This is a genomic window from Alcanivorax sp. DSM 26293, assembly GCF_900107995.1.
Lineage (GTDB): Bacteria > Pseudomonadota > Gammaproteobacteria > Pseudomonadales > Alcanivoracaceae > Alcanivorax.
In genome coordinates this window covers 154,398-172,399 of the sequence record NZ_FNUM01000003.1, presented here as the reverse complement: position 1 = coordinate 172,399, position 18,002 = coordinate 154,398, and the positions used below count along the sequence as shown (strand labels likewise).

Sequence of the window (18,002 nt, the reverse complement as noted above, 5' to 3'; positions counted from 1 at the left end):
CTTGCATGTTCAAGGTCAACGAATACTTCGATGCCAAGGTGGCATCCATTGCCTTTCAAGCCGAAACCAAACCGGCCACCGTCGGCGTTATGGCGCCGGGCGATTACGAGTTCGGCACCAGCGAGCACGAGACCATGACCGTGGTAAGCGGCGCACTGACCGTGAAGTTGCCCGGCGCTGCCGATTGGCAGACGTTTGCTGCCGGTGACACCTTTGAGGTCGTGGCAGACAGTCGTTTTCAGGTAAAGGTGGCTATGGATACCGCCTATCTGTGTCTGTACGGCGAATAACAGGGGAGCCTCTGAATAACTCCTTGCGTACTCAGTCTTTCAGGCTGGTTCACAATCTAGGCGCAATTTTGAAGGTGTATGTCGATCCATCAAAAAATTGCAACAACGAGTGTGGGCCAGCCTGAAAGACCCGGAGGGCGAGGCCTGAAGCGCACATCTGCTGCGCCTTGTCTCTAGGAAAGGGAGCCACCCTGTCCGTCGAGACAAGACACAACAGCTGCACGCTTCAGGCCACGCTGAGCACGCAAGGAGTTATTCAGAGGCTCCCAAACGGGGGATAGGAATGCCGTTATTTCCTGCCAGGGACGGCCAGTCTCTGCATGTGAGAATTCTGGGGCGTGGCCAGCCGGTGCTGATGTTGCACGGGCTTGGTATGCAGGGACGCGACTGGTTGCCTTTTGTGTTGCCATACCTGCGTCGTTACCAGTTCTTCATGCCGGATCTGCGCGGGGCGGGACAGTCCGCCGCCGCCCGATTCAATCAGCCGGATGTGTTCCATAACCACATGCAGGACATGGAAGACCTGGTGGCCCATTTCGGGTTGCAGGACTTCCATTTGGTGGGCTATTCCCTGGGTGCCACCACCAGCCTCCACTGGCAAGCCCACGGGGATTTCTCCCCGGTGGCACGGTATCTCCATATTGATCAGACGCCCTGCATTGCCAACCAGCCGGACTGGGCCCACGGCCTGTTCGGTGAGCGCCAGGAGCACTTCTTCTCCCAGCTGCGGGAGTTGCTGGCATTGCTGGAGGCAGCGCCGGATCAGGGGCGGGTCGCCAACCTGGCTCCCGGTCTGCGCGAAGCGGTACTTCGCCAGTTGACCCATATTCTCGCGCAAGTGGCTGGGCGCCCCGGGCTGCATTCTGCCTTTCGGGCCACTGCCCGCTGGTCCGGATTATGGGCTCGCCTGCTGCCGGTGGCGGAGCTGGCGGATATTCGTGCCTACCTGCAGGCCTACCTGTCCGCAACCCATGATTATCGGCCCACTGCGGCGGATTTCCCGGTGCCGGCCACGGTCATCACCGGCGCCCACTCCCCCCTCTATCCTGCGGAAGGGCAGGCTGCGTTTGCCGAACTGATCGGGGCTCGCCATGTGGTGTTATCCCGCTCCGGCCATGTGCCGCTGATGAGTCAGCCGTGGGCGTTCACCCGCGCGCTGGGGGAGTTCTTGACCGCCCAGCATTGAACGGCGGAAGCAGCCGCGGAATGCAATTTCGGAAATCTGCCAATAGCGGGTAGGATGCATAACCTTCCTGAGCAGGTTGCGGAGAGAACAGGTGGTCGCCATTCACAACAATGCCCCGGCCTTGACGTTGCGCGCGGGCACCGACGCTATTGCCCATTTGCGCGAATATGGTCTGCGTGCCGGGGATGTGGACATTGTTCCCGGTGCGGCCGGTGGTCCCAAGGCCCTGGGAATCAACGGGCTGGACCAGGCCGTTTTTGGTGACTTCCTGCCCCGGGCTCCTCGCCGTCGGACCCTGATCGGTGCCTCCATTGGAAGCTGGCGTTTTGCCGCCATTGCCATGGGGCAGGACCCGGCCAAGGGGCTGGCAAGGCTGGCGGAGCTCTACACCTGCCAGCGTTTTCCCAAAGGCATTACCTCCAGAGAAGTCAGCCACCGCTGTGCGGCCATGCTCTCCGACCTGCTGCAGGATCGCGACCAGCATATCCTGCATAACCAGAACTACCGGCTGGTGATTGTCGTAATTCGCAGCCGCGGCCTGATGGCTCGGAGCGGCGGTCTGGGCCTGGGTCTGGGCCTGGCCGGGCTGATCGGTACCAACTTTTTCAGTCGTCAGGCCACTGGCCTGTTCATGGAGCGAGGCCTGGTTTACCCGGACGGCAGCCCGCTGCCGGTGGGCCCGCTCAATGATTTCACCACCCACCATATTTCCCTGGGGGCGGAGAACCTGCGTGCGGCGCTGCTGGCCAGTGCCGCTATTCCCATGGTTCTCGATGGGGTCACTGGCCTGCCTGGGGCGCCGGATGGCGTCTACCGGGATGGCGGTATGCTCGATTATCACCTGGATTTGCCTTACCAGAGCAGGGGTATTGTGCTGTATCCGCACTTCACGGACCGGGTGATCCCCGGCTGGTTCGACAAGCCGTTGCGCTGGCGCAACGGCGATCCCAAGCGGCTGCGTCGGTTGTTGCTGGTGTCACCCTCCCGGGAGTACCTGGCCAGCCTGCCCCATGGCAAGTTGCCTGATCGCACCGACTTCAAGCATTACCTGGGGGATGACGCCGGCCGCGAGGCCTATTGGCGCAAGGCGGTAGGGGAGAGTCAGCGGCTGGGTGATGAATTCCTGGAGCTGGTGGAAAGCGGCAAGCTGATGGATCGTATCCAGCCGCTGTAAGTCTTTCCGTAGGAGCGTCGCTGGCGGCGCGATAACCCAGCCTACGCGTTGCTCGATACGGTGATTATCGCGCCGCCAGCGACGCTCCTACGAGAAGACATGTTACCCTCGCCTCGTTTCTCTCCATGACCCGGACCCGGATTGCCCGTGACTGAATCCAGCCCCACAACCCTGTCCCTCGTCCGCCAGCTCTGGCAGCAAACCTGGCCCATGGCGCTGGGGGTGATGTCGTTACTGGGGTTCTACTTGGTCGACAGTATCTTTGTGGCACGGCTGGGCACGGCGCCGCTGGCGGCCCAGTCGTTCACCTTTCCGCTAGCGTTTCTGGTGATCGGGGTCCAGGTGGGGATCGGCATTGCCATTGCTGCACTGATTTCCCGGGCCATCGGTGCCGGGCAGCAGGATCAGGCCAACCGGCTTGGCGCCCTGGTGCTGACCGGTGGTGGCCTGTTGCTGGGGGGGCTGTTGCTGCTGCTCTGGCTGCTGCAAGCCCCGGCGTTTTCCCTGATCGGTGCCAGTGACGCCATTCGCGAACTGATCCGCCCCTACTGGGCGATTCAGGTGCTGGCCATGTGGGTGGGCGGGGTGTTGTACTTCGGCTACAGCCTGTTCCGGGCCCATGGCAACACACGCTTTCCGGGGCTGATGATGGTGCTCACCAGCCTGCTCAACCTGATGCTGGACCCAATACTGATCTTCGGGGTGGGGGACTGGGACGGCTTCGGCCTTCCCGGTGCGGCGCTGGCCTCGCTGCTGGCCTTTGCCATTGGCCTGGGCATTCTGGTGCTGGCCCTGCGCGGTAAGGGCTGGGTGCAGCGTCATGGCATGCTGGTACAGATGCGAGTCTCTGCCTGGCCCTTTGCGCAGATTGCCGGGCCCGCCATGATCAGCCAGCTGATGCCGCCGCTGGCGGCCATGCTGGCCACCGCCCTGGTGGCCCGGGCCGGTGATCAGGCCGTGGCTGCCTGGGGTATGGCAAGCCGGCTGGAAAGTTTTTCCATCGTGCTGGTGCTGGGCATGACCATGGCGCTGCCGCCCTGGCTGGGCCGTTGCTATGGCGGTAATGACTGGGACACCGTACGCCGTCTGATGCGGGTGGCGGCGGCGATGGTGATCGGCTGGCAGCTGGTGCTGGGGTTGTTGATGGCCTTGCTGGCGGCACCGCTGGCTGGGCTCCTGGTGGATACCGCCCCGGTGCAGGCCTACCTGACCCTGCTGATCCGCTGGTTGCCACCGAGCTATGGGCTGCTCGGTGTCTGCATGCTGGTGGTCTCCGCCAGTAATGCCCTGGGCTGGCCCATGCGCGCCATGCTGATTTCCTTCCTGCGCCTGTTCCTGTGCTACCTGCCGTTGCTCTGGCTGGGTTATCAGCTGGGGGATTTCGGCGGCCTGGCCCTGGGGGCGGCGTTTGGCAATCTGCTGGCGGGGGTGATGGCGTGGATGTTTTATCAGCAGGCGCTTGGTTCAGTTGACAGTTGATAGTGGACAGTTGACAGCGGCACGAAACAGCCACTGCCAATTTTCAAACCTAAGAGGCCGCGCCCAAACTCCGGGTGCGGCCTCTTAGGTTTCAGGATAAAGAGTAAACCGCCCGCGTAGCTGTCAACTGTCCACTATCAACTGTCAACTATTTATCTCTTTCCCACTCCGGTGGCTTCCAGAGATGTTTCAGCCGTTGGCCGATGGGGCCGCGTTGTTTGATGTCGCGGAACATATCCACGTATTCATGGCACCAGTTCACCAGCAGGTTGTTGCTGTACACCGGGCGGGTGATGCCGTATTCCACCGGTTCCTCGTCCCGTTCCGGGGTAAAGGTGCCGAACAGACGATCGAAGACGATGAAGACGCCGCCGTAATTGGTGTCGATATAGTCCGGGTTTCGACCATGATGGACCCGGTGGTGGCTGGGCGTGTTGAACACATATTCGATGGCCGGATGCAGTCGCTTCACCAGGGTGGTGTGGATAAAGAACTGGTAGACCAGTGACAGCGCATAGCAGACCCCGATCCACACCGGGTTGAAGCCGACAAAGGCCAGCGGCACGTAGAACAACCAGCCACCATTGAAGATATTGGTGGCGTTCTGGCGCATGGCCGTGGAGAAGTTCATCCGCTCGGAGGAGTGATGGGTCACATGGGCGGCCCAGAACCAGCGCACCCGGTGTGAGGTGCGGTGCATCCAGTAGAAGCAGAAATCGGTGAGCACCCACAGCAAGGCGCCGGTCAGCCAGGTCAGTTCGATATCCAGCAACCGGTGGTGATAGGCAAAGGCGTATACCGGGAAGGCGATCAGGCCGGCGAACAACAACTCAGTGGTCTGATAGCCCGCCCCCAGCATGAAATTGCGAATGGATTCACGGCTATCCACCAGCGTGGCATCGTGGCGGATTTTCAGGAACTCCCACAGGAACACACCAATAAAGAACGGCGTGGCCACCATGAAGATCAGTTGCCGTTCGTCCAGGGCCAGCCAGGGCGCCACGGTGTCCCAGAGCGGGGCCAGGCCGCTGTTCTGCCAAACGCTGTTGAACCAGTCCATCAGAGCCATGGGCAACGCTCCCGGTGTGATTGATGATGGATCCATTGTGCGATGGGTCGTCCGGTTTGTATTGACGTTCCATGCCGTATTTTTGACAATCTATGCCATCGGATAAACGGCGGGAGAGGATCATGGCCACAGCCATGCGCGTGACCGGCGCCTGGGTGCAGCTGCTCACGGACTGGCTGGACCGGGAAAATCTGCCGGCACCGGCCCTGCGAACCGTGCTCGACAGCCGCAGCCCGGCGGACCTGGTGCCTTTGACGCTCTGGCGTGATCTGCTGCAGCAGGCAGTGGCCCTGCGGCCTGAGCGTGTCGCGCCGGGCCTGTCCATCGGCGCCATGGTGCAGCCCCGCCACGTGGGTATGCTCGGCTATCTGATTCTCACCTGCCGCACCCTGGGCGAAGCCATGCTGGCCTACCAGCGCTACGAAACCCTGTTCTATGGCCAGGATATGGTGGAAGTGCTGGGCCAGGGGGATCAGATGCAGGTGCGCTGGTCCGGGGACGATTCCGTGGGGGAGCTGGCGGACACCGTGGCCATCGCTGCGCTGATCACCTTTCTGCGGCGGCTGGTGGATGATCCGCCGTCACCGACGTCCGTGTCCTTCGTGTTCCCGGCACCGCCGGCCGAGACCCGCCAGGCCTACGAGGCATTCTTCGGTTGCCCGGTATGGTTTGCCCAGTCTCACACCTGCGTCAGTTTCCCGATTCACTTTCTGGCCATGGCCCTGCCACACAGCGACCCCAGCATGCGCAATCTGCTGGATCGCCAGGCCCGGGCCATGTTGCTGGCGCTGCCGGATTCCGACAGTTTCGATCGGGCCCTGCAGCAGGCCATGGTCAGGTTGATGCCCGAGGCGACGGTGACCCTGCCGCGCCTGGCGGCGGAGCTGCATATGTCCGTGCGCACCTTGCAGCGACGGCTTGCGGAGCGACGGCTCACCTGGCGGGAGTTGCTGGACCGCACCCGTGAACAACTGGCTCGACATTATCTGGCGGACCCTTCGCTGACCCTGGGTGATATCGCGCTGTTGCTGGGGTTTTCCGAGCACAGCGCCTTCAGTCGGGCCTATCGGCGCTGGACCGGTACCTCGCCGGGCAAGGCCAGGAAAGCCCTGGGCAGCGCATACAAAAGTGACGTTCCTGTCTAGCCGCTGGGCGGAAAAAGGGTTTCCGGGCGCCTCAAAAAAGCGTTGTACAACAGCGGCTTGCTAGCGGATCCCGGATCAGTGCTATCCAAAATTTCCGGGGGGTGAACATTCCTGTCATTGCTGCAAAATAGTGGCCTTCAGTACGTTGGCGCCATCCTGACACCTCGCACCGAGTTCTGCGGGCGGGTCTGAATTGAGTAAAAGGATCCCATTCATGAAAACACGTATTACCGAATTGCTGGGCATCCAGTATCCGATTGTGCAAGGCGGCATGCAGAATGTGGGCTATGCGGAACTGGCGGCGGCGGTATCCAACGCCGGTGGCCTGGGCATCATCACTGCCCTGACCCAGCCCACGCCGGAAGACCTGGACAAGGAAATCAAGCGCTGCAAGGAGATGACCGACAAGCCCTTCGGTGTGAACCTGACCATCCTGCCCACCATCAAACCGGTGCCCTATGAGGAATACGCCCGGGTGATCTGTGAAAACAATATCACCGTGGTGGAAACCGCCGGTCGCAACCCGGAACCCTTCATGCCTCTTTTCGAAGGTGCCGGCGTAAAAGTGGTGCACAAGTGCACCTCCGTCCGTCATGCGCTGAAGGCAGAAAAAGTGGGTGTGGCGGCGGTCTCAGTGGATGGCTTCGAATGTGCCGGTCATCCGGGTGAAGATGATATCCCCAATCTGGTATTGCTGCCGGCGGCGGCAAAAGTGATCAAGATTCCCATGCTGGCATCCGGCGGTATTGGTACCGGCGCGCAAATGGCCGCTTGTCTGGCTCTGGGTGCGGACGGTATCAACATGGGGACCCGTTTCCTGGCCTCGAAAGAGTCGCCGGTGCACGACAATATGAAGCGTGCCATTGCCGAGGCGTCCGAGCTGGATACGGCCCTGATCTTCCGGCCGCTGAAAAATACCGCCCGTGTTTTCAAGAATGCGGTAGCCACCCGGGTCAACGATATCGAACGGGAAAAGGGCCCGGACATGAAGTTCGATTACATCCAGGATCTGGTTGCTGGTGTAAAGGGCAAGGCGGCGCTGACCTCCGGAGAAATCGACGGAGGCATCTGGACCTCGGGCATGGTTCAGGGCCTGATCGACAGTTACCCCAGCTGTGCCGAAATCATCGATGACATCATCAGTGAGTGTGTGGGCACCATCAACCAGCGTCTCGCCGGTTTTCTCAACGATTGATTCCTTCCGATTTAGTCTCGCTCTCCCGAGCCATGCCAGGGGTAATGCCCTGGCTTTTTTTGCCTGGACAAAGATGAAAGGATGCATGGCGCAATACTTTTTTGTTCCCTGGCTCTGGCCTGGGGTAGCCAGCGCCGAAGAGTTTGAACGAATATAGCGTTAATTTTCACTGATGATTACAAGGAGCAGTGATGTTGACGCTTTATGAATTTTCTTCGTCCGGCAATTGCTACAAGCTACGGCTGGCCATGGCCCAGCTGGGGATCGCCTTTCGCCGTATCGAGAAAGACATTACCCGTGGTGAAACCCGCACCGCGGACTTTCTTGCCATCAATCCCAATGGGCGGATTCCGGTACTGGTCACCCCAGAGGGGCAGGTTCTCCCGGAATCCAATGCGGCACTCTGGTATCTGGCCAGAGAGAGCCAATTCATGCCAAAAGATGCGTTTCAGCAGGCTCAGGTTCTGCAATGGATGTTCTTCGAGCAGTATAACCACGAGCCCAATATCGCGACATCCCGCTACTGGATTCATGTTCTGGGAGAAAGGGAAAAGTACGCCGAGGCGCTGGCGGAAAAACAGCAAAAAGGCCATGAAGCGCTGAGGGTGATGGATGCCCACCTTGCTGATCATGATTTCTTTGTCGGGGAGAGTTACAGCATTGCCGATATCGCTCTGTACGCCTATACCCATGTGGCGGAGCAGGGCGGGTTTTCCCTGAAAGCCTACCCGGCGATTGGCAACTGGCTGAATCGGGTAGCAGAGCAGCCGGGCTATGTGCCAATGAAGGGGTGATGCAGGCGCATGCAAGGGGGCGTTGTCCAGAGAGCGCAATCGGTGGTTCAGAATGGCCCCCTGTGCAGCTGCTAGAGCGCCGGTTTCACCACAGCAAGATAAATAATAAGGGGAATAAAAATCGCTACCAGAGGTGTGCTGATGCGAAAGAACACCCAGTGCCATTGCATCAGTTTTTCATAGCGCGCATGGTCGCCTTTTTCCCGCCATTGGCGCTTGCTTCCGCCAAAATGTGAAAGCCAGTAATCAACAATTTCCATCGGCACAAACACTCCCGTCACCAGTAGCAGCTTCACTGCCAGCCAGTGAGATTCCAGTGTCCATCCCGTGGTCCAAAACAAGAGCCCGCCGCTGAGTAAAAGAACCGGGAAGGCGATATGCTCCAGTGAAGCGCCTTTGTCGAACTGCTCCATGAGCCAGTCCCGGCGTTTTTTCAGTGCCGCCACATCCGGGTGTTTTTTCCAGCTTATCCAGGCGCTTCGGATAAACCAGGTGTAGGCGACGGCAGTGCTGAAACTCCATATCATCACTGCGAGTAAATGAATGAATTTTATTTGTAGATACCAGGGTTGCAGAACTTGCCGTAACTCTTCCAGCATGGTGGGCTCCTTGTTTTTCTGAAGTGCTTTTATTGAAGCCTGCCGGAGCCACTATATGGATGAAAATTCATGAAGTCTTGTGCATCTGATAACAAATATTCTGGATAAGTTGTCACTCAAAGTTAATGCACGATCTCCTGTTTCCTTTCAGTCTGTAAGACTGCCGATGTCGGTGATGATTCGGTAAACAAAAAAACAATTTTTATCAGGGAGGATGATATGGATCTGGGGAAAAGTGCCCTGCGACTGGATGCCAGTGATGAATACATGCATCCCATTGAGGCGGCAAAAAACTTTAATGAAAGCATGTACGTGAATCTCTTTGATCACCGCAAGGGAATCGGTGGCTGGTTTCGCGTGGGTAACCGGCCCAATGAGGGCCATGCGGAAATGTCTTTCTGTTTTTATCTTCCGGATGGGAAGGTGGCATTCATGTTTCGCCGGGTCGAGATTCACGGAAACCATGCTCTGGATGCGGGAGGAATGCGCTTTGAGGTGATTGAGCCGTTAAAGAAAATTGCCTTGCACTACCAGGGTCCGGCCTGCGTGCTGGACAATCCCCAGGAGATGGAAAACCCGGCCCGGGCCTTTGCCGATAACCCTACGGTTATGGTGAAAGCACAGTTCAACTTTGAGGGGCTGACCCCGGTTTACGGTGGCGAAATGGTCGATGAGCAGGGCCGACCCATCGAGGAAGACCCGGAGGAATCCTTTGCCCGCGGGCACTACGAGCAGCACCTGCGTGGCAAGGGCGAAATCAGTATTGGCCAGCAGAACTTTTCATTGCAGGGCTTCGGACTGCGCGATCATTCCTGGGGGCCACGTTACTGGCAGAACCTCTATTGGTATCGCTGGCTGCCACTGGTTTTCAACGACCAGTTCGCGGTCAATGTGTCAATCGTGCAGATGGCCAGTGGCCGTCAGCATGTCTGGGGCATGGTCTACGATACCCGTGATGGTAGCGAGCCACGTTATGATCCGGTGGAACAGGCCACGCTGTGCTCAGCCCTGGATGAGCGCGATCAGGCATACACGCAGCGTGTCAGCCTGACCACCGAGTCCGGCCGTTGCTATGCCATCAGTGGTGAATCCCTGGCAATGATCCCTCTGCGCAATCGACGCCAGACCGATGACGGCGAGTGGAGACATACCCGTATCACGGAAGCGATGTCCCGGTTTACCTGCGATGGTCTCACCGGTTATGGCATGGCCGAGTATCTTGACCAGATGGTAGACGGTAAACCGGTGGGCAGGCATTGCTGATGACTGTGACTGTGGAACAGATTGAACAGGTGATCCCCGGGTTGGTGGAGCCGGTGATGGGGAACAGGTGTCTGCTGCAACAATGCCGGCGGCTCACCGCCGGGGCGTCAGCGGATACCTGGTGGCTGCAGGCAACAGTGGGCCAGCAGCAACACCAGTGGATATTGCGCCTGGATGCCGGCGGTGAAGATCTGGGCATGGCCCCGGGAAAGCAATGGGAAGCCCGGGCCCAGCAGGCAGCGGCGGATGCCGGTTGTGCCACGGCGACCGTCATCGCAGAACTGGGCGAGGACAGCGGGCTGGGTTGTGGCTATCTGATGGCGGCGTTGCCCGGGGAGTCCCTGCCGCCGGTATTGCTCAAGTCCCCGGCCTACGACACTGCCCGTCGGCGTTTCCCGGACCAGGTGGCTGGCGCGCTGGCGGCTATACATCGCACGCCGTTAACCGGTCTGGGTGGCCTGCCTGTGCTGGATGCCAGGCGGCAGCTGGAGCAACTGTATGCCATGCACCGGGATTATGGTGAGCCTCTGCCGGTATTCGCCCTGGCGTACGGTTGGTTAAAGGAGCATGTACCGGACAACGCCAGCCTCACTCTGGTACATGGGGATTTTCGGCTGGGTAATTTCCTGTTCACGGAGTCGGGCCTTAGCGGCATTCTGGACTGGGAACTGACTCACCTGGGCGACCCTATGGAGGATCTGGGCTGGCTGTGTGTCAACGCCTGGCGTTTCGGTCGACGGGCAAAACCGGTGGCCGGATTGACGCAGCGGGAGGTTTTCCACGCGGCCTATGAGGCCGCCTCGGGGCGCCCTGTGGACCCTGTCCATGCCCGTTACTGGGAGTTGCTGGGCACCTTCAAGTGGGGGGTTATCTGCCAGTATCAGGCCTACAGTTACCTGCGGGGGCGGGTGTCATCCGTGGAGCGAGCAGCGATTGGTCGACGGGTAGCGGAAACCGAATACGACATGCTGATCTGCCTGAAGGAGCTACAGGATGCCGCTTAATCGACCCCATGCCCGGGAATTGCAGCAGGCCATTGAGCACTATCGGCAGCGCCCGGATCCGGATCCCGGGGTCCATGAGTATTACGGCAAGGTGATTGCACACCTGGAGGCCCTGCTGGAACGGGAAAAGGCGTTGGCTGCCGCATTTGCCCACCAGGAAAAGGAGGGCATGGAGCAGCTGGCAGCGGTGCTGAAATCCTCAGACCAGACGCTGTCGGGCCTGTGCCGGAGGCTGGCATCCGGTAACGTCAATGAGCACCTGCCAGCGGTGCTGGAGACCCTGCTGGCAGTGGCGGAAGCCAAGCTGGATATCGACAGCCCACGCTATCCGCGCGCAAATTGATATGCCGCGCATCACGCAGTCAGATGGTGAAAGTGATACTTCAGATGATCGTCAATAAAACTGGCGATGAAGAAGTAGGAATGGTCATAGCCGGGTTGCATGCGCAGGGTGATCGGCACACCCGCCTCCTGGCAGGCGGCACTGAGGGATTCCGGACGCAGTTGGCCATCCTGATAGAAATTATCTGCGTCGCCCTGGTCCACCATTAGCGCCAGGTCGCTGCCGTTGGCCTTGATCAGCTCGCAGGCATCCCAGGCCTCCCAGGTTGCACGGTCCTCCCCCAGATAGCCGCCCAGTGCCTTCTCGCCCCAGGGGCACTGACTCGGGTTGCTGATTGGTGCGAACGCCGATACCGAGGTATAGCGGCCGGGGTTTTTCAGTGCGCAGATCAATGCGCCATGGCCTCCCATGGAATGGCCGCTGATCGCTTCGCGGCCGTTGAGGGGGAAATGATCGCGGAGTAGTGCCGGCAATTCACGGGTCACGTAATCATACATGCGATAGTGCTGGCTCCAGGGCGCGCGGGTCGCGTTCACATAGAAACCGGCACCGGAACCGAAATCATAGCTGTCGTGTTCGCCGGGAAGGTCGGTGCCCCGCGGGCTGGTATCCGGGCAGACCATGGCCAGACCCAGTTCCGCTGCCGTGCGTTGGGCACCGGCTTTCTGCATGAAATTTTCATCGTTGCAGGTCAGGCCGGACAGCCACCACAACAAGGGAACGGAAGCCTGCTCCGCTGCCGGCGGCAGATAGATGGCAAAGATCATCTCGCAATTGAGTACCTGGCTGCGGTGCCGGTAGCGCTTCAGCCAGCCGCCAAAGGATTTGGTGGCAGAAACCAGTTCGATATCAGACATGATTCAACCTTTCTACGAAGCCGCTGTAGGAGCACCTCTTGAGGTGCGAACCTTGCCTGGCAAGGTCTTTCGCAAGTAGATTCGCACCTCAAGAGGTGCTCCTACAGTCGGAATTAGTACGCCTTAAAAAAGAATCACCGAACGAATGCTCTTGCCTTCGTGCAGCAAATCAAAAGCGGTGTTGATCTCATCCAGCCCCATGGTGTGGGTGACGAATTCGTCGATCTTGATTTCGCCGTTCATGTAACGATCCACATAGCCGGGCAGCTCGGTGCGGCCTTTTACACCGCCGAAGGCCGAGCCTTTCCAGACCCTGCCGGTGACCAGTTGAAACGGACGCGTGGAAATTTCCTCGCCGGCACCGGCCACGCCGATGATGATGGATTCGCCCCAGCCCTTGTGGCAGCACTCCAGCGCCGAGCGCATCACGTTCACATTGCCGATGCACTCGAAGGAATAATCCACACCGCCGTCGGTGAGTTCGACAATCACTTCCTGAATGGAATTGTTGTAATCCTTCGGGTTGATGAAATCGGTGGCGCCGAACTGCCGGGCCAGGGTTTCCTTGGCCGGGTTGGTGTCGATGGCAATGATGCGTTCTGCCTTGGCCATCACGGCGCCCTGGATCACCGACAGGCCGATGCCGCCGAGCCCGAACACGGCCACCGTGGAGCCGGGCTCCACCTTGGCGGTATTGAGCACCGCACCGATGCCGGTGGTGACACCACAGCCAAGCAGGCAGATCTTGTCCAGCGGGGCGTCCTTGCTGACCTTGGCCAGGGAAATTTCCGGCACCACGGTATATTCGGAAAAGGTGCTGGTGCCCATGTAATGGTGCAGCAGTTTGCCGTTCAGGGAAAAGCGGCTGGTGCTGTCCGGCATCAGGCCCTGGCCCTGGGTGGCGCGCACCGCCTGGCACAGATTGGTCTTGCCGCTGAGGCAGAATTTGCACTGGCGGCACTCGGCGGTATAGAGCGGAATCACGTGGTCGCCGGGTTTCAGGCTGGTCACGCCTTCGCCCACTTCCTGCACGATGCCGGCGCCTTCGTGGCCAAGAATGGAAGGAAAGATACCCTCCGGATCCTTGCCGGACAGGGTGTAGGCATCGGTGTGGCAAACGCCGGTGGCGACGATCTGCACCAGCACTTCCCCGGCCTTGGGGCCGGCCACATCCACGTCTTCGATCTGTAGGGGTTTGCCTGCTTCCCAGGCGACGGCGGCACGGGATTTCATGGTGATTCCTTTTTGACGGTTCGGAAGGCGGTAACCTTTTCGCCGGGCTTGCTCGGCGATTCATGGATTATTCACTATACGCAGACACGAATAGCGCTATAAGGCACAATTCGACAAGAGATTATTGTCAGGTAGCAACAATGCAGCACTGGGATCGTATTGAAGCCTTTGTGGAAGTGGTGAGGCGGGGCTCCTTTGCGGATGCCGCCCGGCATCTGGGGGTATCCAGCTCCCATGTGAGCCGGCTGGTGTCCCGGCTGGAAACCCAGCTCGGCACCCAGTTGCTCTACCGCACCACCCGGCGCCTGAAGCTCACCGATGCGGGGGCGGTCTACTTCGATCATTGTGGCCAGTTGTTTGATGGCTTCCAGGAAGCGTTGTCGGCCATTAGCGACTACCAGCAACGGCCCACCGGGGTGCTCAAGCTGACCTGCGCCACCACCTTTGGCGAACGTTACATCGCGCCGTTAGTGAACGACTTTCTGGCCCGCCATCCGCAATTGTCCATCCAACTGGACTTTACCAACCGGCGGGTGGATATCATCGACGAGGGCTTCGATGTGGCCATCCGTACCGGGGCGCTGCCGGACTCGTCATTGATCGCCCGCAAACTCTGCCCGCGTCGCGAATATATTGTCGGTTCCGCCGACTATTTCCAGCGCCATGCCCGGCCCCACACGTTGGGGGAGTTGAGTCAACACAACTGCCTGCTGGGTTCAGCGGATCAGTGGGCGGTGGATGTGGATGGCCAGCACCGGCAATGGAAAGTGCAGGGCAACTGGAAGGGCAATTCCGGCGTGGCCCTGCTGGATGCGGCTCGCAAGGGCCTGGGGCTGGTGCAGCTGCCGGACTATTACGTGGAGGATGATCTGCATCGGGGACGGCTGATTTCCGTGCTGGATCAGTATGCCTGCAGTCACACTGCGGTGTGGGTGGTGTATCCCCGCCACCGGCACTTGTCGCCCAAGGTGCGTCAGTTTGTGGATTTTCTGGTGGAGGGTATGGTGCGTTGAAAGGCGCGGATACCTTTTGGCAGGAGCGTCGCTGGAGGTACGATTGGAAGTCCTGATCCAGGCTTGGGATTCATGTCCGGCAAATTTTTCTGCTGTAGGAGCTCCTCTTGAGGGGCGAAGTGCGATGCAATGGATGAGTCGAGCAGGTAGCAATCTATTCTGGATGGCTCTGTCGAGCTCAGGAAGGTCTGATCGCCCTGCGGGCAATTTCCGCGCAAGCGCGGTTCGCCCCTCAAGAGGAGCTCCTACAGCAATAAAACGGAGCGGATATGTACACAGGAAATTGTCTCTGTGGTGGTGTGACATTTGAAATCGCCGGTGAGCTGGCGCCGATTCAGGTTTGCCATTGTCAGCAATGTCGAAAGGCCCAGGGCACTGCGCTGGTTACCAATATTCCGGTGGAAACCGGCAAGCTGCATTGGGTACGGGGTGAGGCTTTACTGAAAAGCTATGCGTCCTCGCCGGGCAAGCAGCGGGTGTTCTGCCGCGAGTGCGGTTCGCCGATTTACAGTTGCCATGAACGCAAGCCCGGTGTGTTGCGCATTCGGGCGGGGCTGCTGAATGAGCCGCTGGCGACGCGGCCCGCGTTTCATATCTATACGGATTCGGCCTGTAACTGGTGGGCCATTGACGATGGGTTGCCGCAGTATCCTGAAGGTGCGGAATAAAAAAATGCCGGGTCAGCGCCCGGCATTTTTTGTTACGCCATTTGTGCCTTCAGCGCCTCGATCTCGTGGGCATCGCCGTTGCGCGCCGCGAAAGCCTGCCAGTTCTCGGCGGCATGGCTTTTAAGTACCTCGGCCACTCGGGGCAGCTCCGCGTCGGGCAAGTGGCCGAACAGGCCGAGCAGCTTGCTGTCATGGGCCTGGCCCAATGCTTGCCCCAGTGCCTCTGGCTGGCTTTGGGTTAGCACGTCCACCGCTGGTGTCAGGTGTTCCTGATCCAGCAGTGGCAACAGGGTGAGCAATTCATCCCAGCTGTTTTCACTGGCCACGGTGCTGATCAGGCTTTCCATCACTGGGGCTTCGCGCAACTTGGGCACATTCACCACCATTTGCTGATGCTGATTGTCCATGGCGTTCACCGCCTGCAACAGGTTGGTCCACAGGCGCTGTTCGCTGGCCACTTCGATAATGTGACTGATGACGGCTTCGCCCTGCTCGGCTACCAGGTTGCCCATCTGGCCACGCAGTTCGGTGTTCAGGTGCCCGTTCAGGGACAGCACCGCCGGCCACAGTTCATGGTCGGTGGCGGCTTTCAGAGTGGCCCGTTGCTGTGCTTCGCTGAGCAAGGCCAGCACAGTGTCCAGTTTGCTCTTGTCTTCCAGGTAAAGCGCGATCTTCACCATGGCTTCGCCGTCGTCGATGCTGCGGGTGACGGCTTCCAGGGCAGACGGCTGAATCACGGCAACAAAACGGGCCAGGGTGATGTGCTCGCCCATGGACAGCAGGGTTTTGGCCACGGAGGCGACAATCTTGTCGGGCATGGCAGCCAGCAGATCCCGGGAGTATTTGGGCTCAAGGTGGATGCACAGCTTGGCGAGAAAGTCTTCCGGCAGTTTGTCGGCCAGCTTGATGGCGCGTTCGGGGGGCAGCTCGGAGGCAATGCCGGCGGCGAGCACGGAGCCCAGTACGGTGGTGGCCAGCTTGGCGCTGGCACCGGTGGGAACCAGTTTGCTGATGCCGGCCAGGCGCTGGTAGCTGTCCTGGTGCTGTTCGTAGAAGAAGCCGGAGACGGCACTGCGGAAGTTGGCAATGGCGGTCAGGTCCTGACCATCCAGAAAGGCCAGGTTGGTCTCGTCGGTTTCCAGCAGGCGGCTGAGTTTGAGCAGTTCGGCCTGGGTTTCAATGTGCATGTCTGTCTCCTTAACCGAACAGCATTTTTTTCACCGGGCGGCGGAAGGGCCCGGGCACCACATTCAGTGCGTTATTCATGGCTTTTTCGACTCTGGCGTCTTTGGTTTCCAGAGCGGCAAGGACGGTATCGGCCAGTTTGCTGGCCTGATCCGCAGGCAGGGACTCGATAAAGGCCAGCGCATCGGCGGGCAGCCCCTTGGTCTTCAGGGTAGTGATGGAATCAGACATGATTTCTCCTTTACTACAGCGCCCGGGAACACATCCCCGGGCGCCCTGGATGCAGGCTGTCGCGCGCAGCCTGCCTATGGCTGGCGCTACTATGCCAGCAATAAGGAAGGATGGGTGTTGCCGAAAAGCCGCTACCGGGCGGCGCTCAAGAAAGCGCAGCTATTGCCTTGTGGCGGTTTGGCGGGTTCGATTCGCTGCGGGTAACGCTCACTCCGGGGAGCCTGATCCGCTATCCACCCCGGTGGACGGAGTCAGGCGAAATCCATCTGGTCGGTGATGAAACCCACGCTGATGGCGCCGGGGCCGATATTGACGCCCCCGGTCAGCCCCATATGACTGATCAGCAGGTCCACGCCGTGTTTCTCGGTGGTGGCCTTCAGTTCGCTGAAGCCGGGCATCTGGTAAACCGCATCCGGGTCGCCGGCGTAGCTGACACAGACAATGGGGGTGAGCAGGCCTTGCTCCACGCAGGCGCAGGCGTGGGTAAACATTTTCTCGACAGCGGTTTCGAACCCCCGGACCTTGGCCACCGGGAAGGTCTGATCCTGGCGGGCACAGAGGATGGGCTTGATGTCCAGCGCCGAGCCCATCAGAGCGCCGATGAAGCCCACGCTCTTGTCGCCTTTCTTGCGGGCGCGCTTGTGCACGTAATACAGGTCCGGCACCACCGCATAGCCCACGGTTTTCGGGGTCAGGTCACTGATGCGCTGGCGGATGTCGCCCACTTTCATTTCCGTATTGATCAGTCGCATGGTTTCCGCCGCCAGCACGCCCTGGCCGGCAAACAGGGTCTGGCTGTCACTGACGCGGATACGGAACGGGCCTTCCCGCCCGGCGGCTTCCCGGTATTTCTTGTAGTCGCCAAGAATGGCGTGGGCCGCTTCGGTGGCGTTCTCGAAAATCGGGCTGCGGCTTTTCGGCACGGTCTGCACCAGGGCGTAGTCGAACTCGCCCACCGCCTGTTCCAGGAACAGGGTGCGGATCTGGTCCACCGTGGGAGGGGCGGTTTCCGCGTCGTGGTTCTTGTCCACTTCATGGCGGGCGTAAAACTCCCGGGCCCGTTGCGGGTCGCGGTCGTCCACGAAAATTTCCTTGCCGATGCGGATGGGCACCGGCATGACCAGGATGTTGTTTGCGTCAATAAAGTCCTTGGGCAGATCACAACCCGAGTCCACAACCAGACCGATTCTCATTGTTATGCTTCCTGTGGGAAGTTTGAGAACCAGTCTAGTACCACCGTTCCGTTACTGGCGTCTTTTTGCGTATGGGAATGG

The 18,002-nt window shown here is 59.7% G+C and carries 19 protein-coding genes; 12 read left to right on the top strand and 7 right to left on the bottom strand.

Features of this window, described 5'->3' with window-relative positions; translation table 11 throughout:
- Positions 1 to 5: 5 nt before the first annotated feature.
- The 4 genes from C4S63_RS07140 (at position 6) to C4S63_RS07125 (ending at position 4,129) form a co-directional block, all read left to right on the top strand.
- Positions 6 to 290, top strand: a complete 285-nt coding sequence (locus C4S63_RS07140; protein WP_062815295.1) for a pyrimidine/purine nucleoside phosphorylase — start codon at positions 6 to 8, stop codon at positions 288 to 290.
- A 283-nt stretch (positions 291 to 573) separates the two neighbouring features.
- Entirely contained in the window at positions 574 to 1,476 is a 903-nt protein-coding gene (locus C4S63_RS07135; protein ID WP_200819514.1) for an alpha/beta fold hydrolase, read from the top strand.
- A 91-nt stretch (positions 1,477 to 1,567) separates the two neighbouring features.
- Complete coding sequence (locus C4S63_RS07130) at positions 1,568 to 2,650, top strand: hypothetical protein (protein WP_103917151.1); 1,083 nt, start codon at positions 1,568 to 1,570, stop codon at positions 2,648 to 2,650.
- 210 nt (positions 2,651 to 2,860) lie between these two features.
- Positions 2,861 to 4,129 carry an MATE family efflux transporter gene (locus tag C4S63_RS07125; protein ID WP_103917309.1) on the top strand — a complete coding sequence of 423 codons (1,269 nt, stop codon included), beginning with the start codon at positions 2,861 to 2,863 and terminating at the stop codon, positions 4,127 to 4,129.
- A 148-nt stretch (positions 4,130 to 4,277) separates the two neighbouring features.
- On the opposite strand, the gene C4S63_RS07120 is transcribed toward C4S63_RS07125, so the two are convergent.
- A complete protein-coding gene (locus C4S63_RS07120; RefSeq protein ID WP_103917150.1) occupies positions 4,278 to 5,198 on the bottom strand; it encodes a sterol desaturase family protein in 921 nt (306 codons plus the stop codon).
- 122 nt (positions 5,199 to 5,320) lie between these two features.
- On the opposite strand from C4S63_RS07120, the gene C4S63_RS07115 reads away from it, so the two are divergent.
- The 3 genes from C4S63_RS07115 (at position 5,321) to C4S63_RS07105 (ending at position 8,332) form a co-directional block, all read left to right on the top strand.
- Entirely contained in the window at positions 5,321 to 6,343 is a 1,023-nt protein-coding gene (locus tag C4S63_RS07115) for an AraC family transcriptional regulator (RefSeq protein ID WP_062815300.1), read from the top strand.
- A 214-nt stretch (positions 6,344 to 6,557) separates the two neighbouring features.
- Positions 6,558 to 7,538, top strand: a complete 981-nt coding sequence (locus tag C4S63_RS07110) for a nitronate monooxygenase family protein (RefSeq protein ID WP_063509752.1) — start codon at positions 6,558 to 6,560, stop codon at positions 7,536 to 7,538.
- A gap of 191 nt (positions 7,539 to 7,729) precedes the next feature.
- Positions 7,730 to 8,332: a glutathione S-transferase family protein gene (locus C4S63_RS07105; RefSeq protein ID WP_103917149.1), complete on the top strand. Its 603-nt coding sequence runs from the start codon at positions 7,730 to 7,732 to the stop codon at positions 8,330 to 8,332.
- Positions 8,333 to 8,403: 71 nt separating this feature from the next.
- Here C4S63_RS07105 and C4S63_RS07100 read toward each other — a convergent pair whose 3' ends face one another.
- Positions 8,404 to 8,931 (bottom strand): hypothetical protein, encoded by a 528-nt coding sequence (locus tag C4S63_RS07100; protein WP_103917148.1) that lies wholly within the window; start codon positions 8,929 to 8,931, stop codon positions 8,404 to 8,406.
- Positions 8,932 to 9,150: 219 nt separating this feature from the next.
- Between C4S63_RS07100 and C4S63_RS07095 the strand changes: the two genes are divergently transcribed.
- From C4S63_RS07095 to C4S63_RS07085, 3 genes are read left to right on the top strand one after another with little or no spacing between them, the layout of a single operon-like run.
- Positions 9,151 to 10,194: a hypothetical protein gene (locus C4S63_RS07095; RefSeq protein ID WP_103917147.1), complete on the top strand. Its 1,044-nt coding sequence runs from the start codon at positions 9,151 to 9,153 to the stop codon at positions 10,192 to 10,194.
- Positions 10,194 to 11,198, top strand: a complete 1,005-nt coding sequence (locus tag C4S63_RS07090) for a phosphotransferase family protein (RefSeq protein ID WP_103917146.1) — start codon at positions 10,194 to 10,196, stop codon at positions 11,196 to 11,198. The genes C4S63_RS07095 and C4S63_RS07090 overlap by 1 nt, the downstream gene beginning before the upstream one ends.
- The gene (locus C4S63_RS07085; protein ID WP_103917145.1) at positions 11,188 to 11,541 is read left to right on the top strand and encodes a DUF6285 domain-containing protein; all 354 of its coding nucleotides are present in this window, start codon (positions 11,188 to 11,190) and stop codon (positions 11,539 to 11,541) included. The genes C4S63_RS07090 and C4S63_RS07085 overlap by 11 nt, the downstream gene beginning before the upstream one ends.
- 11 nt (positions 11,542 to 11,552) lie before the next feature.
- Here C4S63_RS07085 and fghA read toward each other — a convergent pair whose 3' ends face one another.
- On the bottom strand, positions 11,553 to 12,398 hold the full coding sequence (fghA, locus tag C4S63_RS07080) for an S-formylglutathione hydrolase (protein WP_103917144.1): 846 nt from the start codon (positions 12,396 to 12,398) through the stop codon (positions 11,553 to 11,555).
- A 123-nt stretch (positions 12,399 to 12,521) separates the two neighbouring features.
- Complete coding sequence (locus C4S63_RS07075) at positions 12,522 to 13,631, bottom strand: S-(hydroxymethyl)glutathione dehydrogenase/class III alcohol dehydrogenase (RefSeq protein ID WP_103917143.1); 1,110 nt, start codon at positions 13,629 to 13,631, stop codon at positions 12,522 to 12,524.
- 140 nt (positions 13,632 to 13,771) lie between these two features.
- On the opposite strand from C4S63_RS07075, the gene C4S63_RS07070 reads away from it, so the two are divergent.
- Both C4S63_RS07070 and C4S63_RS07065 read left to right on the top strand, forming a co-directional pair.
- A complete protein-coding gene (locus C4S63_RS07070; protein ID WP_062815310.1) occupies positions 13,772 to 14,644 on the top strand; it encodes a LysR family transcriptional regulator in 873 nt (290 codons plus the stop codon).
- A gap of 269 nt (positions 14,645 to 14,913) precedes the next feature.
- Positions 14,914 to 15,312, top strand: coding sequence for a GFA family protein (locus C4S63_RS07065; protein ID WP_103917142.1), 399 nt, complete (start codon positions 14,914 to 14,916; stop codon positions 15,310 to 15,312).
- Positions 15,313 to 15,344: 32 nt separating this feature from the next.
- Here the strand turns inward: C4S63_RS07065 and C4S63_RS07060 are convergent, their stop codons facing one another.
- The 3 genes from C4S63_RS07060 to C4S63_RS07050 form a co-directional block, all read right to left on the bottom strand.
- Complete coding sequence (locus C4S63_RS07060; RefSeq protein WP_062815312.1) at positions 15,345 to 16,499, bottom strand: hypothetical protein; 1,155 nt, start codon at positions 16,497 to 16,499, stop codon at positions 15,345 to 15,347.
- A 10-nt stretch (positions 16,500 to 16,509) separates the two neighbouring features.
- Complete coding sequence (locus C4S63_RS07055; RefSeq protein WP_063509745.1) at positions 16,510 to 16,728, bottom strand: hypothetical protein; 219 nt, start codon at positions 16,726 to 16,728, stop codon at positions 16,510 to 16,512.
- A gap of 251 nt (positions 16,729 to 16,979) precedes the next feature.
- Complete coding sequence (locus C4S63_RS07050) at positions 16,980 to 17,921, bottom strand: DegV family protein (protein WP_062815314.1); 942 nt, start codon at positions 17,919 to 17,921, stop codon at positions 16,980 to 16,982.
- Positions 17,922 to 18,002 lie beyond the last annotated feature (81 nt).